Below are 17,526 nucleotides of genomic sequence, written 5' to 3'. Positions count from 1 at the left end.
AAGCACGTAGTGTTCATGGATTTCTAGGAGGGATTTACGCGTCCTTGTGTGCATATCAACTGATCCATAAAAATAAGCCAACAATTCAAATTATGAAGTCATCGGCTTAAGCAGGATTCGGGTTATTTATAATCTTAGAATCTAATAAAAACCCAAGCAAACTAACTCGGGTTTTGTTAAATTTATTCATACTCACTATAATTTTGTATTTTCCAAATACAAACACCTAATTTTGTAGTGCCAAAAACTTCTCAATCGCCTGCTGTGCGATCTCCGCATCCTGGAACGACTTCACTCCAGAAACACCCATCGCACCAACCAACTGACCCTGATACAGAATCGGCTCACCACCTTCTAACATCCCAGAAAAAGTATCCATCGTCAGAAAGCCCATTTGACCGCCTTTGATAATATCTTCAAACAGTTTGGATGGGCGGCGACTAATGGCAGAACAACGTGCTTTTTCCAGACACAGGTTTGCTGTCATCGGTGAAGCACCATCCATACGCTTCATTGCCAGCAAATTGCCAGTTTCATCAACTACAGCAATACTAACATTAAAGCCATTTTCTAGCGCATATTCATAGGCCTGATTTAACAAAAACTCAGCGTCGCTTAAGGTCAGATAATGTTTGGTTTTCATTCAACTATCCAATTTCTAATTTATCAATTTCAAATCTTTGCGGTCTAATTAAAAGAATAAAATAAGCCCGAAGGAATTCGGGCTTATGTTCCCTCTCCTTTTAGGAGAGGGTTAGGGAGAGGTTGTATTACCCTTTCATTTCAGCAAAAGTTTCTTTAGCCGCTTGAATCGTAAATTCAATATCTTCATCACTATGCGCAGCTGAAATAAATCCTGCTTCAAATGCAGATGGAGCCAGGTTCACACCACGACTTAACATGCCATGGAAGAATTTCTTGAAAGCTTCTACGTCACATTTCAGCATTGAATCAAAGCTGGTGATGTCTTCTTGATCAGTGAAGTACAGGCCAAACATGCCGCCCACTTGCTGGGTCTTGAATGGAATACCGGCTTCATCCGCAGCTGCTTGTAAACCTGCAAGAAGTTTTTCAAGTTGAGCAGTCAGTTTTTCATAAAAACCTGGCTCACGCAGATGTTTAAACATCTCGATCCCGGCACGCATTGCTAGCGGGTTACCGGACAAAGTACCTGCCTGATACACGTTACCTAGTGGCGCGATGCATTCCATCACTTCACGCTTACCGCCAAAAGCACCGACTGGCAACCCCGCACCAATAATTTTACCCAAAGTCGTTAAATCAGGAGTCACGCCATAATGTGCCTGAGCACCACCAAGACCCACACGAAAGCCTGTCATCACTTCATCAATAATGAAGACTGAACCATGTTCGTCACAGACATCACGTATCGCTTGCAGGAAACCATCAATCGGTTTCACCAGATTCATGTTCCCTGCCACTGGCTCTACGATCACACCCGCGATTTCTGAACCGAACTTGGCAAAGCATTCTTTTAAAGTCGCAATGTCGTTATAAGGAAGGGTTAATGTATGTTTGGCAAAATCAGCAGGTACGCCCGCAGAAGTCGCTTCCCCTTCGCCTTTAGTTAACAGGCCAGAACCTGCTTTTACCAGCAGCGAGTCAGAGTGCCCATGATAACAACCTTCAAATTTTACGATTTTGTCACGTCCGGTATAACCACGCGCCAAGCGGATCGCAGTCATGGTCGCTTCAGTACCAGAATTCGTCATACGTACCAATTCAATGGATGGCATGATGTCGCAAATGATATCTGCCAAAGTGGTTTCATGCACGGTTGGTGCACCAAAGCTTAAACCATCAACAGCTGCATCTTGCACCGCTTTAATGATTGATGGATGCGCATGACCCAGAATCATTGGGCCCCATGAACCCACATAGTCCACATAGCGCTTGCCATCGACATCGTACAGATAAGCACCTTGTGCTTTCTCGATAAAGATAGGCGTACCACCCACGCCATTGAAAGCACGTACAGGTGAGTTAACACCACCCGGAATATGTTTATTGGCTTGTTTAAATAGTTGTTCTTGCTTTGGAGATAAACTCATGAGAATCACTCAACTCAAAAATACAATAAGAAATAAAAATTAAGCTTGTTCAGCAAATAGTTCCGACCAGTCATACACTCGTTGACCGACAGTAGACATCGAGCGGCCTAAAACATCACTAATGACCGCACAAAGATCAGCGCCGGCTTCAATGACTTCTTTACCGTTTTCAACTGTCAAACCACCAATGGCACAGATTGGTACATTCAATTTTTCTTTAGCCAGTTTCAAGGTTTCTAAACCAATATTGCCCGCTTCTGGCTTGGTGTCAGTCGCAAAGATCGCACCAAATGCCACATAGTTTGCACCATCCGCAATGGCTTGTTCTGCAAGCTCAAGTGAGTTGTTGCAACTGCGACCAATCAAAACATTTTTAGGCAAACGTTCAACAGCTTTCTGGATTGAACCATCATCCTGACCCAAATGCACGCCTACGCCATATTTTACTGCAGTTTCCAAATCGTCATTAATCACAAATGGAACTTTGTACTGTTCACACATTTGTTTCATATATTCGATTTCGTAAGCCTGATCTTCTTTCGCTACTTTTTTACGACGATACTGAAGTACCGCAACTTCATAAGTCGCCATTGCACCTTCAAGTTTTGCTAGGAGAAGTTCAATAGGATCATCATTGGTAATTAAATATAAACCGCGCATGACTGCCGCCATTCAAAATACATACGCTATTATAGGCATAAATGGGCGAGTTTCCCCATCCTAAACACTGAATAATACCCGATTCAGGGATTAGATTATTATTTGTACTTTTTATACAGGTGATTGATCAATATCCCTATTTTCAGTGATAGGCGACTGCGAGAATTTACGTTTTAATGGTTTTATAACAATAATGATAAAGTGTTAATGCTTACGCCCTCCGACAAACGCTTTTAGGATTTTGCAGATAACTTAGTGGAGAAGTTGCAAAATTCTGAAAGCGATTTTTTTATGTCCGGATTTTACGATTCCTGTGTATAAAATTGCTTGAATACCATTAATCACAAAACTTAAAGAAAACTTCAAAATACCCAATTTCAGGGATAGGTCTACATGCATTAAAGGATTTAAATAAGTTCGAACACAACACATAAATAGAAAAGCAAAAGCTGTGTTTTATCTACCAGATCCTTTCTAGCTTTGGGTAAACCGTTTATGGGGAGACGTGTCAAAGCTAGAAAGGATCGACCCATCTAAGCAGAACTGACCATCTTATCTCTCAAACTTGGTTCATTCATCTCGTGAATATTTTCTAAATCATTCAGATAAATTAAAAATACGTCAATGCAGATCTTTCTATTTTTTTAAATATAAAAAAAGCCCGGAGAAGGTCGCTCCAGGCTTGGAAAACTGATTTATTCAGTGAATTATACTCTTTGATAAAATACTGAATAAGCAATAAAACAATTAATAGAATAATAACTCTACACTTGCAAGTGTTTTTATCGTTTTTATTGCAATACTTAAGCATAAATCCGATAAAACGTCATAAGCCCTAACTTGGAATTTTGTCGTGCTTACGATCGACCAGGCTCAGGTTACCACGTAATACATCGGCAAACATACGCCAGTCTGAAATAAAACTGTATAGCGGCTGTTTAAAGCTGGCCGGTTTATTCTTTTCAAAAATGAAATGACCAATCCAGGCACAGGCATAACCTGAGAGTAGTCCATAGGCCAGATATTTAGCTTTACGCTGATGAAGGGCTTTGCTAAAAAAATATAAACCGATACTGCTGCCTGCGACATGCAAACGGCGGCTCATAATATGGCGATGCTCGGTTAGATAAAACCGGTAAAACTCATGATAGTCATGAATCGGCATTTGTGGAGAAGTCAGTTCTGCAATCTCATTGCTCGGCTGCACTTGTGCATTCATTATCATCATCCTGATCTTTTTTCTTCACCTTAGCGCATAATTTAGGCAATTAAAAGTACCTTTATTTTCATGTAATTCTGTACCTGAATTTGGCTTAGATATTGAATTGTCATGCTTTCAGTAGAAACCGGCGAATGAGATCAGCATTTTAATTTTTCCATTTCCATTTTTTTCAATCGGTCAAGTCTTACATCAGATTGGTTTTTCGTTACAATCAGCCGCTCAAAAGTCTAAAAAATATTTCCGTTTCATATCGGAATTTCATGCAAGCGAATAAAAATTCAATTTATTTTTTAATATTTTTCAATAAATTGAATAGACAGGATGATTATCATGGTTGAAGTTGAACTCAAGTTCCAGATTCCCGCGGCACGCCGTACTGCCCTGCTTAAGGCACTTGATCCCAAGAAATCTCAACAGATCCTGCTTCAAGCCAAATACTATGATACTGCAGACCGTCAACTGGCCCAGCATGGAATTGCCCTACGCCAACGATTAGAAGGCAGTCGTTGGGTTCAGACGTTAAAAGCGGCAGGCAAAAGCCACATTGAACGTTTCGAGCATAATCATGATCTGGGTGAATTAGAATATTCTCCTGAGCTGGACCTGAGTATTTACAAGCAGTCTGCTGAAGCGCAAACCTTGCTTAATCGTGCTTTAGGTGATCAGTTTGACCAGCTGCAATTGCAGTTTGAAACCGATATTGCCCGTACCTTGCGCGTGATTGAATATGAAAACACATCAATCGAAGTCAGCCTGGATATCGGCTGTATTCGCACGCCTCATGCTGAACAGGAAGTGCATGAAGTTGAATTCGAGTTAAAGCATGGCTCAATTCAGGATTTGCTGGCCTTTAGTTTTGAATGGGTCAAAAAATATCAGCTGTGGCTGGATGTACGCAGTAAGGCAGAAATTGGGAATTTGTTAGCGACTCATCAGAATGTAAGTCCCGCTACTTTTGCCAAAGAATTCCAGATCAGCAAAAAAGACAGTGCGGGTAAAAACCTGTGTCATCTAGTGGCCCAGCAAATGCAGCACCTGTTACCCAATATTGCGGCAATCTCCGCGCAAGTGGCAGAGCAGGAACATATTGATCAGGCACAACAGGCCTTGGATCATCTCTATCTGACCCTACTTTTGTTTAAAGATTGGCATCCCCAAGTTTCAGACAAATGGGCGCATCAACTTGCCGCATTTAAACATCAGTTTGAACATCTGCAACATTTACAGCACATGCAAAACACTCTGGCTGGCTTCCTGCAAAATCCTATGACCGCAGAGAACCTGACTAAAGATATTCTCTATGCCAAAGAGAAGCTGGGCAATCTGGTGAAATCCACCCAAAATGTGCATCACTATCTGGAATTGCTGATCTTCAGCTTAAGTACAAATGAAGCTAAGCCGCTGGAATTGAAATCTGCAGCGCAAACTACCTTGCAGCAACAATACAAAGTCTTGCAGGAACAGATGAACCAGACTGATATTACCAATTTTGAGAGTCTGGATCAGCTAGCAATTCGCATTCAGGAATTAAAATTCAGCTTCCCAATTTTGACCACGATTTATGATGTCAAAAACCTACAAAAATACAGCAAGGCTTTAAATGATGCACAGCAGGCAGCAAATGAATATCAGACATTGGCCTCCTCTGCCCTGTATATCCAGCAGACTGAGCTGGAAGCCAGTGACTGGTTTGTGTTGGGTTGGCTGACTGCCAAGCAGGAAGTCTATGCACAGCGCTTACTGGAAGCGACAGAACAGTTTCTGGTCAGCCGCAAATTTCTTAAATAAGTATTTAACTGACTTTCAAAGCACGCTACGGCGTGCTTTTTTGTTGCACAAGCACATCACAATACTTTTGTTGTTTGGTCTATATTGATTGTTATGAGCCTCATCGAGAAGGAATGGCCCGATGGCAGAAATCGAACTCAAATTCCAGATTCCGCAAAGTATACGTCACCAATTCGAACAAGATTTTCAGCAGTACGGGCCGACTCGACATCATTTATGTGCCAAATACTTTGATACTTCCGATCAGCAGTTACAGCAGCACAAAATTGCACTCCGGCAGCGTCTGGAAGATCAGCAATGGTTTCAGACCTTAAAAGCACCGAGCCAGCATCAGTTTGAACGCTTTGAGCTGGAAGAAAGACTGGATGCCGCACCGGACAACTGTGATTTAAAAGCTTATGCCAAGCATAAACAGGCTCGGAAGATTCTAAAACAGGCACTTCACACCCTAGATACGTCTCTGACTCTACAATTTGAAACTGATGTAGAGCGGGATCTCTGGATTGAAAATTACCGAGGAAGTCAGATTGAAATTGCACTGGATAGAGGTGAGATTCGTTCTAATGGCCAGACCTTGGATATTTATGAAGTTGAATTTGAGCTCAAAAGTGGCAAACTTGATGACTTAATTGATTTTGTTAAACCCTGGATTCAACGTTATCAGTTATGGCTGGATGTACGCAGCAAATCTGAACGTGGTTATGCTCTGCTGAATAATAAAACTGATCTTCCGGTCCAGCATCAGACAACCTTAGAGCTCGCAGCTAAAGACGATATTCATCATATCTTGCAAAAAATTATCACCAACTGTCTGACGCACCTGTTTCCCAATGCGACGGCGATTGCGCTAGAAAATTACAATAGTGACCATGTGCACCAGGCCCGCGTCGCTATCCGGCGTTTACGCAGTGCCTTAAAAATCTTCCAGCCCTATCATCAGGATTTGCCAGAGGAATGGCAGGATCAGTTACGCAATATCTTCCAGCAATTAGGCTCTACTCGGGATCGCGATGCTTTAGCTGAAAGTCTGCTTCCTCAGCTAGAAGCTGCGGGTTCACCAGTATTGCAGTTGCCTCCAGCCCAACAGGATCAGGCAGATATTAGCCAATTATTCAGAAAGCCAGCTACGATGGAGCTGATACTGGAGCTACTACAATTTAGTCAGGATCAGAGTGCAAACCAGCAAAAGTCCTCGCATAAAATCCTGTGTAAAGGACTCAGCAAACTGCATCAGAAAGTCTGTGCAGATGCAGAGAATTATCAGGAACTGGATATTGAATCACGCCACCGAACCCGCAAGCGGGTTAAACGCTTGCGTTATAATGTGGAATTTCTGCAAAGCCTGTTTCCGGAAAAGGAAATCAAAAGATATCTGAAAGCGTTAAAGCCCTTACAGGAGACTTTAGGTCATTATAATGACCTGTTTGTCGCAGAAAGCCTGTATAGGCCTTATGCCAAAAAACATTCCAAGGCATGGTTTGTCATCGGCTGGCTCACCGCAGAACAGCAGCATCTGTCGGAACAGGCTGCCGAGCAGTTACAAAAATTTTCTCACACCCAGCCATTCTGGTAAGAGATAAATAGACAAAATTGCTCTAGCGATATTTTCCATATACTTTCCAGGTATTGTTATCAGCTAATGGATCGCTATAACTATCGCTGCGCTGCTTACGCGGCTTATCACGGGCATCAACCAGTTCAAAATGTGGTTCGACACTGAGGACGATGCCATTCACATAGAACCGAGTCCGGGTGTATTCACTTTGACCATGCTGGAATACATAAGTACGCAGATCTACAAATTCACGATGTGCCACCAAAGCTGCCGTTTCATCACTGTCTAGCCAGCGTTGCATGGCCTGAATCTGTTCCGGTTCAAATTGCCCACATTTTTCAATCAGGCTGGCAATACCACGAAAAGTTTTGGATTCTTTGGCGCGGGTTTTATTAATCCGGATGCGGTCCACATGAAAATAAAATAAGGGCAGATTCAAATGGCTTGGCAAATGAATCGCATCCAGGACTTCATCTTCCATAAAAGGCTGAAACAGATCCTGCGCCCTTTCAATCAGACCCAGCCATTGCTTGTAATATTCTTCGACCTGCGACTTGGTGCCATAATAAATTGGCAATCCTTCCACATTGGCCAGATTTGCCGGTGGCCAGATATTCTGGCGCAATAAGGCAATATCACTTTTCAGGCTCTGTACAGCAATTGCATCTTGCATGAGATTCACATTTTTATTGCTTAGGCTATTTTTAGATTAAGGCAAAGGTTTAGTTTCTGCAAGGCTTTGCCTATAATTAGTGATTAAGATTTTATTATCAGGAAAAATTCATGGTTCAAAAGATTGAAGCAACCGATGTAACCGAAGAAGAAGCGTTAAATGCTGCATTCTTTGAACGTGCTGATGAATTTATTAAACAGGCCAACGAATTTAGCCGTGTAGAAAAAGGCTCTCAGGAAAACCCGGCAGAAAAACGTGGTCAAGTCAGTGCCGCAATGCTGTTTGGTACTGCCCGCTTTAATACCTGGGTCGCTGCCAACAATTTCAAAGATGGTAACGAGATGCGCGACGCTAAAGATCAGGTCATGTCTTATATCTTGCAGCAATTTCAGATGATGCTGGAAGATAACTATGATGAATACTGTGAGCAGTTTGAAAACTATTTACGTTTCCGTCGTAATGAAGAGTTTCATGCCAACAAGCATCAACACGACCACGATCATTAATAAAAGCCCTACGGGGCTTTTTTTAAATCTTTGATTTTTAATTTGACTTTAATGCTGCATTTATCCTATAAAAAATGAATAAAAATTAAACGACGATCAAAAATATCATGCAGCAACTGCCCTTTCCGATTATAGATCCGCATATTCATCAATGGGACCCTTATACCACACCGCATGCCGCAGCCTCAGCCGTAAAATTATTTGGCAAACATCCCAAACTGCTGAACAAAATGGTGCGACTGATCAAGCCCAAAGCGGTGATCGATACCATTGGTCTGACCGAACATCTGACCGCGCCTTACCTACCTGAAAATTATAAACGTGACATCGGTCATTATCAGGTGGAACAGATTGTTCATATAGAAGCAAGCTGGCATGAGCATAAAGGTACTGGCGTGGTTAATGAAACCAGGTTTATTGCCGGGCTGCCTTTTGCTGAACAGAATATTCAGCTAGGCGGCATTGTGGCTACAGCTGATCTTCGTCAAAAAAACTTTAAACAGCTGCTGCAATTACATCAGGAAGTTTCGCCTAAATTACGTGGTATTCGTAAAATGGCATCGTTCCATGCCGATAAAGGCATTCATGCCTGGACCGATGAACCGCATTTATACTGCAATAAGAAATTTCTGAAAGGATTTGAGGAATTAGCCAAAGCCAATTTAAGTTTTGATGCCTGGGTTTATTCTACCCAAATTTCTGATGTGGCCCATCTGGCCAAAACATTTCCTGAAACGCCGATTGTGCTGGATCACTTGGGCACACCTGCCGGCATCTTTGGGAAAGTCGGTAAAGCAACAGGACAAACAGCACAGCAGCGAGACTATATTTTTCAGACTTGGAAAGAAGACTTGGCTGAACTGGCAAAATGTCCGAATGTGTATAGCAAAATCTCCGGTCTGTTTATGCCTGTACTCGGTCACCGTTTTCATTTAGATCGAAAACTGGCAAAAAAAGATGAACTGATTCAGCTCGCGGCTCCATTGATCCAGCATGCCCTACAATGTTTCGCTAAAGATCGCATCATGTTTGCTTCGAATTTCCCGATGGATCGTGTCAGCACAGATCTGGTCACCATCATTGATGCCTTTAGCGATATTGTGCAGAACTATGACGAACATGCTGTAAAGCCGGTTTTTTATGAAAATGCGAAACGCTTTTATCGTTTATAGAACTCTTATTAATTAAAACTGAATCAACAAATAGATTAAAATTTTAATTTTTAAAATTTTTCATGCTCATAAATACGCGGAAACGTCATCCGTAACTGGTTGAGGTAGGACTACATCATAAGAGGATTGTTTCTACAATAAATTTATTTCGTGAAGGTGGTGGACGAGTTTTGCGGATGACAAATGGTTTTGGCTACTTTTGCCGAAGCAAAAGTAGCCATATAGACATCTAAACATTTATTTAAAATGAAAAGAGACCGTCATAGACTTATAAAAAATTACAGAGTTTATTTCACTTCTTTCCCATACTGATCCGCCATGACTTCGACCAATTGATCCGGTTTAACATATTTTTTGATAACGGCATCGACATCTGCCTTGGTCAGCTTGGCAATCGCCTGATCACGTTTCTCCCGATAGATCAGATTACGATCTTTTTCCAGTTGTGGAATCAGCATGCTGTGAATACGGCGATCATCTTCTAGTGCAGTGACGCGCTGTTTCAAAATCGTGGCTTTCGCCGCTTCAACTTCCTGCTCAGTTACCCCTTTGGCCAGAAGCTCATTCAATACCTTATGCACAGCTTGTGACACCTGTGCTGATCGGCCAGGCGTATAATTTGCCTGAATGCCTAATGCGCCTGAATCAATCCATTCATCATACTGAGCATTGGCACTGAAGCCATAAACCAGCGCATTTTTCTCACGCAGTTCCTGTGCTAAACGTGAAGACAACTGAGAATCACCCAGAATATGTCGGAAGACCAGCATGGCTGGTAAATCTACATGTTCTGCACCGACAGGGAATGTCATGACAGCCCGATAATGACCGAACTCACGCTGTTCAGACAACGCATGGATTTTCTGTGCCGGATAAACTGTATATTGACCACTTAAGCGCTCATAAGGCTGCTTCGCTTTCCAGCTCGCAAAGTTATTTTTGAGGACTTTGCTCACGGACTTCGGATTAAATTCCCCTGTCACTGCGATCTGGGCATGATGCGTATTAAAGAACTGCTGATACAGCGCTACGACCTGTTCACGAGTAGCAGCCTGAATCTGTTTTTTCGCCAGTTCAGGTTCAAAATGATAACGAAGGTCACCCGGCTGATAAATCTCGGTCGCGCGGGACATGGTCAGGCCTGCCACCATATTGGGCTCAGTATAAGGACGGTCTAACGCAGATAGGCTTTGTCCTTTAATCAGGTCAAACTGACTCTGCTCAAAGGCCGGTTTATTGAGCACATCCAGTACATACTGGAAAAACTCTTCAAACTTCTCTTTTTTGGCACTGATCTGAATGCTCATGCCATTTTCAGAGGAACTGGCCGTGGCTGAACCACCAGACTCAATAATTTTATCGGCAATCTGTTGCAAGCTCTGGGTTTCAGAAGAACGCAGTAGTAAGTAAGCAGTCAGATCCAGAATCTCGCCTTTATTGAACAAACTTTGTGCCGTGCCAAAATTAAGTGCAATAGTGGCATAAACTTTGTCATCCTGAGTCTGGGTCGGGAATAAAGCGTATTTAATACCATTCTTCAGTTTGCCCCGTTGAATCTGCTTGTCCTTAGCCTGTAAATATTGCTTGGACTGCGCCACATACTGCTTTACTTCTGCCTGATAGACACTGACATCTTTCAGCGGTTCTGCTGCTTCAGCCTGCTGGTCCAGAGTTTGAGCCGGCACTTCAGTCTGGGGCAACTCCTGTGCTTTTTTCTGATCTTCTGGTGTCGGCAAGATATTGCCAGAAATACGATATTCTGGCTTAAAGAATGCCTTATACACCTGATTGATCTGATTGACATCCAGCTTTTCTATGGCTTGCAGATCTTTGAAATACTGGCTCCAGTCACCTGAATAAGCCACTACATATTCACTTAAACGCGAACCTAAAGCGGTTGCGCTATTTTTAACATTGTCCGCCTGGTTTCGGGTTAGACTTTTAGCCCGGTTTAATTCGGTTTCATTAAATGGCTGGCTCTGCTCTACCCCCTGAATTAAGCCCTGCTCAACTTGTTTGACTTGATGATTTGGCGCATAGATGGCACCCATAAACACCAGATTAAAATCTTTATCGAGCCAGGTCATGGACTGCACTGTAGTGGTCTTACCAGTCTCGACCAGACTTTGATACAGGTGTCCGCTAGGTTGCAAGGTATATAAGATTGGAGACATGGCCAGCGTGGTTTTAATACTTTCTTCTGACTGGTTCAGATAAATATTAAATTTGGCCAGATCACTACCTTTTTGTACGGTAAATTCACGTTGTTTGATCTGTTCAGGTTTTAGCGCAGGCACTTTTACCGCTTCAGGCACTTTGCGGGACTGAATCGGACTGAAATGGGTATCAATCTGCTTCAGCACTTCTGCCTTATTAAATTTGCCTGAAATAATCATCAAAGCATTATTCGGTGCATACCAATGACGATAAAACTGGTTCAGCTCCTGCATCTTGATCGATTGCAGTTCGTTCAAGTCACCAATCGGTAATCGCCCCAGATACTGATTGCCATAAGCTGATTTAAATACCTGATCCATCAGTACGGAAAATGGCTGATCCAGACGGATTTCACGCTCACGTTTCACGATATCAATTTCAGTCGGCACATACTTTTCTTGCAGGACCAGCTTGTCCATGCGTTCTGCTTCAAGGAAAATCACTTCATTGACCGCAGTCTGCTCAGGACGAATCACATTGGTATATTTGGTTGAGTAATAGTCAGTACTAGCATTGGTCATTAAGGTATATTGATCCAGACGGCGCTGAAACTCATCTCCCTTCACATTTTCCGTGCCTTTAAACGCCAGATGTTCAAGCAGATGCGCCAGGCCCCCTTTGCCCTGAGGATCATTCAGTGAACCGGTCAGATAAACCGTATTCATAAACACTTTATTTTCTTTATCATTGGGCGCAAGAATAATTCTTAAGCCATTTTCCAGTCGATATTCTTCGATATTCTGTTCTGTTTTCACCAATACTGGCTGTGCAAAACTGGCCGCAGTCCAGCCAGATAATAAAATCGCCATGCTTAAACGTTTAAAGCGTATTTGCATTGTTCATCCAAATTTTTAAGTGTGAATTTTTATTTACAGTCACTCTGATCTTAGAGAAAAGTCTCTATTATGAATAGTCTATTTTATGAGATGCCAAATAAAATACCGCGCAATTTCACGGTATTTTATTGAGTATGTTAATTAAATATAAAGTTCGGCCAGCATAAACAGTTTGGCATAACCTGAAATCTCAATGCGGTCTTGCTCTTTTAATGCACAATACAATACACCGCCACGCTGAGAAGCCTGATAAGCCACCAGTTCAGTTTTATTTAATTTCTCCGCCCAGATCGGTGCAATCCCGGTATGAATTGAACCCGTTACCGGATCTTCATTAATCCCGTTACTCGGTGCAAAATAACGTGATATGCAATCATATTGCGTATCACCAGCGGTAATCGCGACATCCAGTAATGGACCCGCTGCTGTAATCGCGGTTCTTTTTCCATTCAGCTGCTTCAGCAATTCAATATTTGGCTGCTCTTCTAATACATCCTGCACTGATTCATATTCAATAATATAACCTTGTGTATTCAGATAAACATTTTTAAAAGGCTTCGTCAGCGCCTGTCTTAAGGCTTCCGGATAATCTGTGATGAGTTCAGGCTGACGGATCGGGAAATTCATCCGGATTTTGCCATCTTCATCCTGGCATACTGTAAAAATGCCCAGATCTTTGACATGAAAATAAATGGTTTTTGCAGAGCTAAAATCCTTGAATAATACAAAGCTGCTGGCCAATGTGGCATGTCCACAGAAATCCACTTCCTTGGTCGGCGTAAACCAGCGAATTTCATAATTTTCTGCATCCAGCACTTTGACAAAAGCGGTCTCAGACAGATTATTTTCCAGGGCAATATTCTGCATCAGGTGATCATCCAGCCAAGCATCCTGCACGATGACTGCAGCAGGATTTCCCTTAAATAGAGACGTCGTAAAAGCATCCACCTGGTACATTTTCATTTTCTTTACTCCTGTATGTAGGTGTTTAGTTTAAAAGCTTTTTTCCAGAAGAGGAATTTTATATGCTGTGGATCAGATGATTTATTTTTCTCCCTTTTCACTCATTAAGGTTCTTTATGAACAATTCACATATTCAAACTGTACCTTTAGAAAAAGCCTATCGCCTGATTACACATGGCCCCACTGTGTTAGTGTCTGCCAATGATGGGCAAGACACTGATGTCATGGCCGCTGCCTGGGCATGTGCACTCGAATTCAGTCCAGCAAAAGTCACCGTAGTACTGGATAAAAGCACCAAGACCCGAAAAATAATAGAAAATTCTGGCTACTTTGCCCTGCAGATTCCCACCCTCAAACAGCTGGAAATGGTCTATAGTCTGGGAACATTGAGTCTGTACAATGCCCCAGACAAACTGGAGCAGTCCGGTGTGCAGTTATTCAAATTCGCAGATCAAGAGATCCCAGTTGTAGAAGGTTGTGCCGCCTGGATTTTATGTGAGCTGATTCCCGAGCCACATAACCAGCAAGCCCATGACCTGTTTATTGGTAAGGTCATTGCCGCTTATGCCGATGATCGGGTGTTCCGTAATGGGCACTGGTACTATCATGAAGTCAGCGAAGAATGGAAAAGTATTCATCATGTCGCCGGTGGCCACTTCTATACCATTGGCGAAGCTGTCACAGTCAAAGATGCAGAATAAATGACTGATCTTTTTAAACAAATCATATAAAAAATTCTTGTAAACAGGCAGCTTTGACCACAGTCAGACTGCCTGAATTTATGCTACTTTATCCATAATATCTGTTTGGTCTGATGTCTTATGATGCCGTTTAAAATCCACTGTATTGATGTCAAAAACTCATTACAAAATTATATCTGGTTACTTGAACATACACCGACGCATCAGGTCGTGGTCATTGATCCCACTGAAGCTGCGTTAGTTCAGAATTACTGCGCCGAACATGGGCTTGAGCTGAGTCAGATCTGGCTCACCCACTGGCATAAAGACCATATCGGGGGCGTTCCGGATTTAATTCAAAAGCAATCATTACCGGTATATGGCCCAAAAGCTGAGCTGGAAAAAATTCCGTTTATTAACCATCCACTTGAACATGACGACCAGTTCAGTTTTCATGGTGTTGAGGTACAGATTATTGCCGTACCGGGACATACCCTAGGCCATATCGTGTATTTCCTGGATGCTATTGATGTGCTGTTCTGTGGCGATACCCTGTTTGCCATGGGCTGTGGGCGGGTATTTGAAGGCACTTATCAGCAGATGTACCACTCTCTGACTCGTCTGGCTGCCTTACCGCCACGTACCCAGGTTTATTGCACGCATGAATATACACTGTCGAATGCACAGTTTGCCAAACATGTTGAACCGGATAATCCAGCAATTCTGGAGCGTTTCGAACAGGTTGAGCGTATGCGCATGCTAGGACAATGCACCTTACCCAGTACGATTGCAGCAGAACTGGAAACCAATCCTTTTTTACGCGCAGACAGTGTCGAAGAGTTTCAACGTTTACGCGTGATAAAAGACTCGTTTTAAACTTATAGCTGCTTAGAGTAGCTAATGCTTCTGAGCATAGTCATCCAGTTCTTGCTGGGTGACCACTCGTACCGCATTCATTTCATCAATCCTGACCAGCAATAATCCACCCAAAGCAGGTTGATAACGGCGCGCACTGCCAAATGGTGTATACGCCACCTTGGACTGTACCGAAAAATCCAGCCAGTCTTCATGACCCAGCATCACAGCTACAGGCTCCTGCCCTTGCTGCTGCATAAGTTCAATTTGCTGTTTGACGTACTGTTCAATATTTAATTCAGTCATCATCAATCTTATTTAAATTATATCCATGACAGTATAAAGCGTTGAGCTTAAAACCATGACCTGAATACTCTGAGACTTTGATGGATTGTATATTTTTAAGCCTTACTCAAACTCTAAAACTTTAAACCACGCTAATTCCTAATTTAAAATGAATAAAAAATAAACAATTACTGATTTAAATATTTGAATATTAATAACTATTCAAAAAATTATTTAGGCTTAAAATTAAAATATTTAGTTACAACATCTTGAAAATAATAAAAAACATAGACTTAGATTAAAAACCCTATATTTCGTCTATATTATCTTGTTCATTAAATCCGCAAATTCAATTAAATTAATTTAAATAAGGGTATTTGCCCTTTAAAACGAAAATTCTCACCCTTATCTATGATTTAACTGATGAAGGAGTTATCTCGTGAAAAAAGTGGTTAAAGCAAAAAACGTTCTCGCATTTAGACTTTGGTTAGAAAAATTGGGGTATTCGGTTCGCACCCTGGCAGACAATCGTGGTTTTAGTTTCAGTTTTAAAAAAGAATATGGTCTGGTGACCTGCGATCTTTCAGGTAATGCATTGGCCATGCAGCTGGGTGAGGAGTTTGAAGATCATCTGAAAGCTTAAATTTAATTAATCAATGCACTCATGATTTACCCTTTTATTTGAGTAAAATTCTCTTATTCCTATAATCAGCCCATTTCGATGGGCTTTTTTTCGTTTATAAAATTTCAGGCAAAAAAAAACAAGGCATCAACCTTGTCTCTTTTGATGGTGGGGACGGAGAGACTCGAACTCTCACACCTCGCGGCGCTGGAACCTAAATCCAGTGCGTCTACCAATTTCGCCACGTCCCCATCAGGGTACCAACTTAGTGTTGGACTTTTTCAAACTTTGGCAGAGGATCAAGGATTCGAACCTTGACGAACGGTTTTGGAGACCGTCATGCTACCATTACACCAATCCTCTACTCGGCCATTTTACTCAATCTCTTGAGTAAATTGGTGGGGACGGAGAGACTCGAACTCTCACACCTCGCGGCGCTGGAACCTAAATCCAGTGCGTCTACCAATTTCGCCACGTCCCCGATGGCTGTGTATATTATAGAGATAGCAGGTCATTGACAAGTGATTTTACAAGCAATCACTGCCTATTCCGCTATAAATTAAACAGTTAATACAATTTTTTTATTTTTTATAAGATTTAACAAGAAAACTCAGCCTTATGAGGTTTCTTTGCTACTGCTTTGAACTTAATCTCTAAGCTTGTCTAGCTCAGTCTCAGCAGATCAGACCTCTAGAACCTCACTTATCTTGATCGAGCATGTTGTTTAAACAATAAATGAATCCAATACAAAAAATAAAAAGCCAAGCCAATAAAAATGTCGCACTAAATTTCAGGCAAAAAAAAACAAGGCATTAACCTTGTTTCTTCATATATGGTGGGGATAGAGAGACTCGAACTCTCACGCCCAGAAGGCGCTGCGACCTGAACACAGTGCGTCTACCAATTCCGCCATATCCCCGTGGCTGTGTATATTATAGCGATCGCATCTGCTTGACAAGCGATTCTATGATCAACTCGGTGTTTTTATATCAAAAATTAATCAGTTAATTCTTTGATGATTAAATACTGGCTTATTTCTGATGAAACTGCTTAATTTCATTTCTCCAATTTAAAAAATCAAGTTATTTGAAAGAGTGCTGAATATTAATTTTAATGATGTTTGGATTAGCCAATTGATTGGGCATTTTAAAAGACTTCTCTCTTCTCCCCTTCACTGATACTTAGTTTGAGTATTTAAAATCTACCCATCGAAAGTAAGCGAATAATAAGAATGGAATTAAAAGATGGCTCAACCTTAAATTCCAGGCAAAAAAAAACAAGGCATCAACCTTGTCTCTTTTGATGGTGGGGACGGAGAGACTCGAACTCTCACACCTCGCGGCGCTGGAACCTAAATCCAGTGCGTCTACCAATTTCGCCACGTCCCCATCAGGGTACCAACTTAGTGTTGGACTTTTTT

Annotated in this window: 15 protein-coding genes, 5 tRNA genes and 1 pseudogene; 8 read left to right on the top strand and 13 right to left on the bottom strand. The window is 41.9% G+C overall.

Going from position 1 to position 17,526, the window contains the following annotated elements; genetic code table 11:
- Positions 1-110 (top strand): annotated as a pseudogene (locus FTU03_RS14300) (IS982 family transposase); the annotation flags it as partial.
- Between the two features lie 116 nt (positions 111-226).
- Here the strand turns inward: FTU03_RS14300 and FTU03_RS14295 are convergent.
- The 4 genes from FTU03_RS14295 to FTU03_RS14280 form a co-directional block, all read right to left on the bottom strand.
- Positions 227-643 (bottom strand): heme-binding protein, encoded by a 417-nt coding sequence (locus tag FTU03_RS14295; RefSeq protein WP_179993332.1) that lies wholly within the window; start codon positions 641-643, stop codon positions 227-229.
- A gap of 127 nt (positions 644-770) precedes the next feature.
- A complete protein-coding gene (hemL, locus tag FTU03_RS14290; RefSeq protein WP_034706389.1) occupies positions 771-2,072 on the bottom strand; it encodes a glutamate-1-semialdehyde 2,1-aminomutase in 1,302 nt (433 codons plus the stop codon).
- A gap of 39 nt (positions 2,073-2,111) precedes the next feature.
- Positions 2,112-2,732 carry a thiamine phosphate synthase gene (gene thiE, locus FTU03_RS14285; protein WP_159123773.1) on the bottom strand — a complete coding sequence of 207 codons (621 nt, stop codon included), beginning with the start codon at positions 2,730-2,732 and terminating at the stop codon, positions 2,112-2,114.
- 835 nt (positions 2,733-3,567) lie between these two features.
- Positions 3,568-3,951, bottom strand: coding sequence for a DUF962 domain-containing protein (locus tag FTU03_RS14280; RefSeq protein ID WP_159123774.1), 384 nt, complete (start codon positions 3,949-3,951; stop codon positions 3,568-3,570).
- 333 nt (positions 3,952-4,284) lie between these two features.
- Here FTU03_RS14280 and FTU03_RS14275 point away from each other — a divergent pair, with 333 nt between their 5' ends.
- Both FTU03_RS14275 and FTU03_RS14270 read left to right on the top strand, forming a co-directional pair.
- Positions 4,285-5,742, top strand: a complete 1,458-nt coding sequence (locus FTU03_RS14275) for an inorganic triphosphatase (RefSeq protein WP_179993333.1) — start codon at positions 4,285-4,287, stop codon at positions 5,740-5,742.
- Positions 5,743-5,863: 121 nt separating this feature from the next.
- Positions 5,864-7,315, top strand: coding sequence for a CYTH and CHAD domain-containing protein (locus FTU03_RS14270; protein WP_179993334.1), 1,452 nt, complete (start codon positions 5,864-5,866; stop codon positions 7,313-7,315).
- A 22-nt stretch (positions 7,316-7,337) separates the two neighbouring features.
- Here FTU03_RS14270 and FTU03_RS14265 read toward each other — a convergent pair whose 3' ends face one another.
- The gene (locus tag FTU03_RS14265; protein ID WP_004786345.1) at positions 7,338-7,970 is read right to left on the bottom strand and encodes a hypothetical protein; all 633 of its coding nucleotides are present in this window, start codon (positions 7,968-7,970) and stop codon (positions 7,338-7,340) included.
- Positions 7,971-8,080: 110 nt separating this feature from the next.
- Between FTU03_RS14265 and FTU03_RS14260 the strand changes: the two genes are divergently transcribed.
- A complete protein-coding gene (locus FTU03_RS14260; protein WP_004786347.1) occupies positions 8,081-8,476 on the top strand; it encodes a DUF3144 domain-containing protein in 396 nt (131 codons plus the stop codon).
- 107 nt (positions 8,477-8,583) lie between these two features.
- Complete coding sequence (locus FTU03_RS14255) at positions 8,584-9,648, top strand: amidohydrolase (RefSeq protein WP_166138633.1); 1,065 nt, start codon at positions 8,584-8,586, stop codon at positions 9,646-9,648.
- A 287-nt stretch (positions 9,649-9,935) separates the two neighbouring features.
- Here FTU03_RS14255 and FTU03_RS14250 read toward each other — a convergent pair whose 3' ends face one another.
- Positions 9,936-12,701, bottom strand: coding sequence for a pitrilysin family protein (locus FTU03_RS14250; protein ID WP_179993335.1), 2,766 nt, complete (start codon positions 12,699-12,701; stop codon positions 9,936-9,938).
- Between the two features lie 141 nt (positions 12,702-12,842).
- Entirely contained in the window at positions 12,843-13,664 is an 822-nt protein-coding gene (locus FTU03_RS14245; protein ID WP_179993336.1) for a PhzF family phenazine biosynthesis protein, read from the bottom strand.
- Between the two features lie 116 nt (positions 13,665-13,780).
- Here FTU03_RS14245 and FTU03_RS14240 point away from each other — a divergent pair, with 116 nt between their 5' ends.
- Together FTU03_RS14240 and gloB are read left to right on the top strand one after the other, a co-directional pair.
- The gene (locus tag FTU03_RS14240; protein WP_159123780.1) at positions 13,781-14,365 is read left to right on the top strand and encodes a flavin reductase family protein; all 585 of its coding nucleotides are present in this window, start codon (positions 13,781-13,783) and stop codon (positions 14,363-14,365) included.
- A 120-nt stretch (positions 14,366-14,485) separates the two neighbouring features.
- Positions 14,486-15,220 carry a hydroxyacylglutathione hydrolase gene (gloB, locus tag FTU03_RS14235; RefSeq protein ID WP_159123781.1) on the top strand — a complete coding sequence of 245 codons (735 nt, stop codon included), beginning with the start codon at positions 14,486-14,488 and terminating at the stop codon, positions 15,218-15,220.
- A gap of 21 nt (positions 15,221-15,241) precedes the next feature.
- Here gloB and FTU03_RS14230 read toward each other — a convergent pair whose 3' ends face one another.
- Entirely contained in the window at positions 15,242-15,505 is a 264-nt protein-coding gene (locus tag FTU03_RS14230; protein ID WP_179993337.1) for a hypothetical protein, read from the bottom strand.
- Positions 15,506-15,923: 418 nt separating this feature from the next.
- On the opposite strand from FTU03_RS14230, the gene FTU03_RS14225 reads away from it, so the two are divergent.
- The gene (locus FTU03_RS14225) at positions 15,924-16,127 is read left to right on the top strand and encodes a hypothetical protein (protein WP_004786362.1); all 204 of its coding nucleotides are present in this window, start codon (positions 15,924-15,926) and stop codon (positions 16,125-16,127) included.
- A 145-nt stretch (positions 16,128-16,272) separates the two neighbouring features.
- Here FTU03_RS14225 and FTU03_RS14220 read toward each other — a convergent pair.
- The 5 genes from FTU03_RS14220 to FTU03_RS14200 form a co-directional block, all read right to left on the bottom strand.
- Positions 16,273-16,357: transfer RNA gene (locus tag FTU03_RS14220), tRNA-Leu, on the bottom strand.
- A 38-nt stretch (positions 16,358-16,395) separates the two neighbouring features.
- Positions 16,396-16,469 (bottom strand) — tRNA-Trp (locus FTU03_RS14215).
- A gap of 33 nt (positions 16,470-16,502) precedes the next feature.
- A tRNA-Leu gene (locus FTU03_RS14210) sits at positions 16,503-16,587 on the bottom strand.
- Positions 16,588-16,939: 352 nt separating this feature from the next.
- A tRNA-Leu gene (locus FTU03_RS14205) sits at positions 16,940-17,025 on the bottom strand.
- Between the two features lie 384 nt (positions 17,026-17,409).
- Positions 17,410-17,494: transfer RNA gene (locus FTU03_RS14200), tRNA-Leu, on the bottom strand.
- Positions 17,495-17,526: the final 32 nt, after the last annotated feature.

This window comes from Acinetobacter sp. YH12046 (assembly GCF_013419905.1).
Classification (GTDB): Bacteria; Pseudomonadota; Gammaproteobacteria; order Pseudomonadales; family Moraxellaceae; genus Acinetobacter.
This window is presented reverse-complemented; position numbering and strand designations above follow the sequence as displayed.